We start from the raw sequence: 5570 nt of genomic DNA on the forward strand, positions 1-5570 counted from the left end.
GTGGTTCCGATCGTCTGCAACAGAACCGCGTCGCTGAAGGTGGTTCCGATCGTCTGCAACAGAACCGCGTTGCTGAAGGTGGTTCCGATCGTCTGACTCAGAACCGTGTATGAGTTGTTCAATCCAAATGCGTGACGAAACCCAACTCAATGTGTGGCGAAGGAGCCCCCTCGCCACAATGCTTCAAACACCTCTGGAACCTAACGCATCACAATGAACGCCCGGCCTTATCCGCCGGGCTTTTTTTTTGCCCACTGATTACCTAGCGCCCCGCAGCCCGCGTCATACAACGCCGGTAACGCTCATCCACCCGCTTGGCGAACCACGCCGTGGTCAGCTTGCGCGTGATTTTCGGGCTCTTGAGCACGATTCCCGGCAACACCGCCCGGGGTAACTGTTTGCCCTCGGCCTTCTCAGCCAATTCGAATACCCGCTTGTACAGTTTGCTGTCCTCGAATGCCAAGCTGTCGCCCTGCTCCAACTGGTCGCGAATGGTCGGGTTGCGCATCCCCAGCGACTTGCCCAAGGTGCGCACCGCCAACTCGGTGCTGCCTGGCATGATGGAATCATGCAAGATCAAATCGCCGTCGAGGGCCAGGGGGATGCCTGAGGCACGACTCACCGCATGCTGAAATGCCGCGTTACGACTGGCGTACCACCCGGCATTGAAATCGGCGAAACGATACAGCGGTTCGGTGTAGCTCACCGGATACCCCAGCAGATGCGCAATACCGAAATACATCCCGCCGCGACGACTGAACACCTCCCGACGAATCGACCCCTCCACCGCATAGGGATAATCCCGGGCATTGGCCTGGGCAAAGGCGATGCTGACCTGCATCGGCCCGCCGGTGTGCACGGGATTGAAGCTGCCGAACAGCGTCTTGCCCAAAGGCACCATGCCAATGAAGTCATCGAAAATCGCACTCAACTCCTTCTCGCTACGCGCGGCATTGAGCCGATCACTGTAGCTTTTGCCATTGGGCGAACGCACCTGGAGCGCGCCGCTGATCAACAGATCTGGAATGTGCATCTTTGCCGCCCGACGGTCGATTTCCTGCCGGGCGATCTTGCCCAACCCCGGCACCGCCGGATCAGCCTGGAATGTCGATTCCTGTTCAGTCACCGCCAGGACAGAACAGATATTCTGCGTCGTGGGTGAGATTTGCTGAGCGGCAAAAGCCACGTAGATATCCGTCGCCCAGCCTTCGCGATCGACGGTCTTGGCCGGCAGCAATCGCACGATCTGCGCCTTGACCTCGGCGGGTTGACGCTCAGGCTCCTGCGCCTGGCGGGTGCCGCAACCGGCCAGGGCCAGCAACGCGGTGAGACTTATCATCAAACGATTGAGTTGCATGTTGCTCCATCAAGTCTGTTATTGCGCAGCAACCATACGATCAAAAGCAGACATGGGCTATGTCCCGTTCATCTGGGCAACAAAATAGTCCGGGAACAACACGAGTTCGACCGCCACCAGAATCCTCCCGGCGGAGCCCGCATTGTGGGAGCAAGGCTTGCCCGCGATGACGGTGGCACATCCAGCATTGATGCAAGCTGAGCCGCCGCTATCGCGAGCAGGCTCGCTCCCACAGGGTTGACCGCAGATGCTCACAGTTTCAGTCCACACCACAAGCCCAATGTGGGAGCGAGCCTGCTCGCGATGACGGTGGCACATTCGGCATTGATGCCAACTGGCCCCCCACTATAGCGCGCAGGCTCCCACAGGAAATCCAGCCTCGATCAAATCCCGCTTAACGCCAGATCCATCGCAAAGTAGGTGAAGATCAGGTCCGCCCCGGCGCGTTTTATCGCGCCAAGACTTTCTCGCACTACGCGGGCTTCGTCGATGGCGCCGGCCTGGGCGGCGAACTTGATCATCGCGTACTCTCCGCTGACCTGATAGGCCGACAGGGGCAGGTTCGAAGCCTGGCGAATGTCGCGGATGATATCCAGGTACGCGCCGGCAGGTTTGACCATCAGTGCATCGGCCCCTTCCTGCTCATCGAGCAAGGATTCGCGCAGGGCTTCACGGCGGTTCATCGGGTTCATCTGGTAGCTTTTGCGGTCGCCTTTCAAAGCACTGCCGCCCGCCTCGCGGAACGGGCCGTAGAGCGCCGACGCGAATTTGGTTGAATAGGCCATGATTGCCGTCTGGCTGAAACCGGCTTCGTCCAGGGCTTTGCGAATGGCCTGGACCTGCCCGTCCATGGCGGCGGACGGCGCAATCACATCGGCCCCGGCACGGGCGGCCGCCACGGCCTGTTTACCCAGGTTGAGCAAGGTCCGATCATTGTCCACCTCATGCCCATGAAGCACCCCGCAATGGCCGTGATCGGTGTACTCACAAAAACAGGTGTCGGACATCACGATCATTTCCGGTACCGCGTCCTTGCAGATCCCGGCCATGCGCGACACCAGGCCGCGCTCGTTCCAGGTGTCGCTGCCATCGCTGTCCAGGTGATGGGACACGCCAAAGGTCATCACGGCCTTGATACCGGCACGGGCATAGCGCTCGATCTCACCGGCCAGTTTCGATTCAGGAATGCGCGCCACGCCCGGCATGCTCTTGATCGGCACAAAGTCATCGATTTCTTCTTCGACGAAAATCGGCAGCACCAGATCGTTCAGGGTGAACTCGGTTTCCTGGAACAGGCTGCGCAGACTCGCATTGCGACGCAGGCGACGTGGACGTGCTTCGGGGAACTGGCTAGACATGGGACTCCTGGAAAATGGCTGTTCGATCGCAGGGGACAAAGCTTATGCCCTCACCGTCCTTGGGCACAAACGTCGGCCGAAAAACAGAGTTTTACCGGCCGGGCAATAATCGGCTTACAAGGTCAGCGAGCCATTGATGCAGGTCACCACCGCACCACCAATCCAGACGTCCTCGCCCACCTGCTCAACATGAATCCGCCCCGCCCGGCCCATGGTCAAGCCCTGGCTGACCACATAGCGCGACGGAGCCAGTCCCTTGGCCAACATCCACTGGGCCAGCCCGGCGTTCAGGCTGCCGGTGGCAGGATCCTCCGGCATGCCGTCGCCGGCAATGAAACCGCGCACTTCAAATTGCGCCTCGTCGCCATCCACGGCCGGTTGCCAAGGTGCGATGACACCCACGGCCAGATCCAGCAACTGCGGGTAATCGGGCTTGAGTGCCAACACTTGCTGGCGATTCTTGAGCATCAAGGCCAGCCAACCGGCACCATTATCAACCCACTGCGCCTCGACAATCGCCTCGGCCTGCAACCCCAGCCCCTTGCGCACCCGCTCCAACACTTCAGCCTCTAGCGGGCCGGACTTGAGCAAGGATGGCGCCTGAAAAGCCAAGCCGAAATCGCTGCGGCGAATTCTTACCAGGCCAACGCCACATTCCTGAACGATCTGCGGCCCTTTCGGCACACCTCCAGCCTCCAACCAGGCATGACAACTGCCCAAAGTCGGGTGGCCGGCAAACGGCAGTTCAGTCGAGGTGGTAAAAATTCGCACCCGGTAATCGGCCTCGGGATGCTGCGGCGCCAGCAGGAAAGTGGTTTCGCTGAGGTTGGTCCAGTTGGCAAAAGCGGCCATGCGCTCGTCACTGATCTCGTCTGCCCCGAGCACCACCGCCAGCGGATTACCCTTGAGCGGCACTTCACTGAACACATCCAATTGCTTGAAATTGAAACAGCTCGTCATCGGTCCACTCATTCCGGAATTTTCAACCCGCGTGCCACTGCCGGCCGCGCCAGGAAACGCTCCAACACCCGCGTAACATTCGGGAAATTCTGGATACCCACCAGATCCCCCGCTTCATAAAAACCGATCAAGTTGCGCACCCATGGAAACGTAGCGATATCGGCGATGGTGTAGCGCTCGCCCATGATCCAGTCCCGGCCTTCAAGACGACCCTCAAGCACCTTGAGCAGACGTTTGCTTTCCTCGACGTAACGGTCACGAGGTCGCTTGTCTTCATAGTCCTTGCCCGCGAACTTGTTGAAGAAACCCAACTGCCCGAACATCGGCCCGATCCCGCCCATCTGAAACATCAGCCATTGGATCGTCTCGTAGCGCGCTGCCGACTCCTGGGCCAGCAACTGCCCGCTCTTGTCCGCCAGATAAATCAGAATCGCCCCGGACTCGAACAACGCCAACGGCCGATCCCCCGGCCCATGAGGGTCGAGAATCGCCGGGATCTTGTTGTTGGGGTTCAGGGAGAGGAACTCGGGAGACAGCTGATCGTTGCTGGCAAAATCCACTTTGTGAGGCTCATAAGGCAGGCCGATTTCCTCCAGCATGATCGAGACTTTCACGCCGTTGGGGGTCGGCAAGGAGTAGAGCTGGATCCACTCCGGGTATTGGGCGGGCCATTTTTGGGTGATGGGGAATGGGGTTAGGTTGGGCATGGGGCGAGCTCCAGAGTAAGGGGAAGAAGACGGAGCTTAATTCAGAACCGTATCTGTAGCATCACGTTACAGCATGAGCCACTAACATAAGCGATATCAATCATCCACATCTTTTATAGATTCCAGCCAGAGATAAAAATACTCCTTCTGCAATTGAGGATCACTCACTATATCCTGATCTTCATAATCAAATATATTAACAAGACTGGATCTTGTGGCACGCTTACCTAAAACATGTTCATAAGCTGCTATACCTGACGACATTTGTGAGGACATGCTTGAAGGACGTACACTACGCTTAGCCCCTTTACATAGAAACTTTGAACTCGCGTGCTCTTTTATAATTTTACCAAGACACTCATACACATCTGCCCCGAAGTATTTTTTTGACTCTCCATTGTTGAAGGTCAGCAGAATTGTTGCTTTTCGTTCATCAACATCGAGTAGAACCTCTGCTCTCTTACCATCTTTAATGATGGGTATGATTTTTTTCGTCATTTGTCATTTCCTCTGAGGGTTGGGCAAAGAATATCCTACGTAGGAACCGTCTTTCTTTAATGGAGTAACTCCAATAATATCTTCTACCTTTACTCGATCAGGTATTGCAATCTCGTGCTCATAACTATAGGGAACATCCTCACGCGGAAGCTCTTTATTAACATCCCTCCCGTGAATTTTTTTCAGAACATAAAGATACCCTTTTTTAGTTTCGTATTTTGTTCCAAAATAACGCCCCACCTCAACACTCGTTGTTGTACTAACAAAGTTACTTGGCGGATTTCTATTATCCCAAATATGCAGCAGCAGATCAGTGCTTTTCCCTAAGCTCACAAAGCCCTCCTTAAAAATGACCTCTGGTCCCCTTAAATCTCCGCGGTAAAGATATGTAGGTTTGGGTGGCGATGCTTCCCCTTCATTTACCCCAACCTTACCCGCCGGATCCCGCTCCCCAACCGCTGACCTGCACCCACCCTTCCCCGGACAATCCACCAACCCCAACGGATCCACCCACCCCGTCGGGTTCAGGGTGTAGCGATATCCGTTAAGCCCACCCGCCAATTTGCTCGGGTCGGGCGTCAAGTAACGGCCGGTCTCGGGATTGTAGTAGCGGTGCCGGTTGTAGTGCAGGCCGCTTTCGGGGTCGAAGTATTGGCCCTGGAAACGCAGCGGTTGTTCCAGCTGTTCGCC

General features: G+C 56.7%; 6 protein-coding genes and 1 pseudogene. 1 reads left to right on the forward strand and 6 read right to left on the reverse strand.

Annotation, left to right across the window (positions count from 1 at the left end; translation table 11 throughout):
* A pseudogene (locus tag BMY45_RS28495) lies at window positions 1–113 on the forward strand (phage infection protein); the annotation flags it as partial.
* Between the two features lie 149 nt (window positions 114–262).
* Here the strand turns inward: BMY45_RS28495 and BMY45_RS25490 are convergent.
* The 6 genes from BMY45_RS25490 to BMY45_RS28240 form a co-directional block, all read right to left on the reverse strand.
* Entirely contained in the window at window positions 263–1357 is a 1095-nt protein-coding gene (locus BMY45_RS25490; RefSeq protein ID WP_092402964.1) for a DUF1615 domain-containing protein, read from the reverse strand.
* 383 nt (window positions 1358–1740) lie between these two features.
* The gene (gene hemB / locus BMY45_RS25495) at window positions 1741–2715 is read right to left on the reverse strand and encodes a porphobilinogen synthase (protein ID WP_092402966.1); all 975 of its coding nucleotides are present in this window, start codon (window positions 2713–2715) and stop codon (window positions 1741–1743) included.
* 114 nt (window positions 2716–2829) lie between these two features.
* Window positions 2830–3675: a PhzF family phenazine biosynthesis protein gene (locus BMY45_RS25500; protein ID WP_092402968.1), complete on the reverse strand. Its 846-nt coding sequence runs from the start codon at window positions 3673–3675 to the stop codon at window positions 2830–2832.
* An 8-nt stretch (window positions 3676–3683) separates the two neighbouring features.
* Window positions 3684–4382, reverse strand: coding sequence for a glutathione S-transferase family protein (locus BMY45_RS25505; RefSeq protein ID WP_092402970.1), 699 nt, complete (start codon window positions 4380–4382; stop codon window positions 3684–3686).
* A 96-nt stretch (window positions 4383–4478) separates the two neighbouring features.
* Window positions 4479–4880: a hypothetical protein gene (locus tag BMY45_RS25510; protein WP_092402972.1), complete on the reverse strand. Its 402-nt coding sequence runs from the start codon at window positions 4878–4880 to the stop codon at window positions 4479–4481.
* 3 nt (window positions 4881–4883) lie between these two features.
* Window positions 4884–5570, reverse strand: a 687-nt coding sequence (locus BMY45_RS28240; RefSeq protein ID WP_305883055.1) for an RHS repeat-associated core domain-containing protein, incomplete at its 5' end; no start/stop codon positions are given.

The organism is Pseudomonas sp. NFACC39-1 (genome assembly GCF_900110355.1).
GTDB classification, from domain to species: domain Bacteria; phylum Pseudomonadota; class Gammaproteobacteria; order Pseudomonadales; family Pseudomonadaceae; genus Aquipseudomonas; species Aquipseudomonas tehranensis.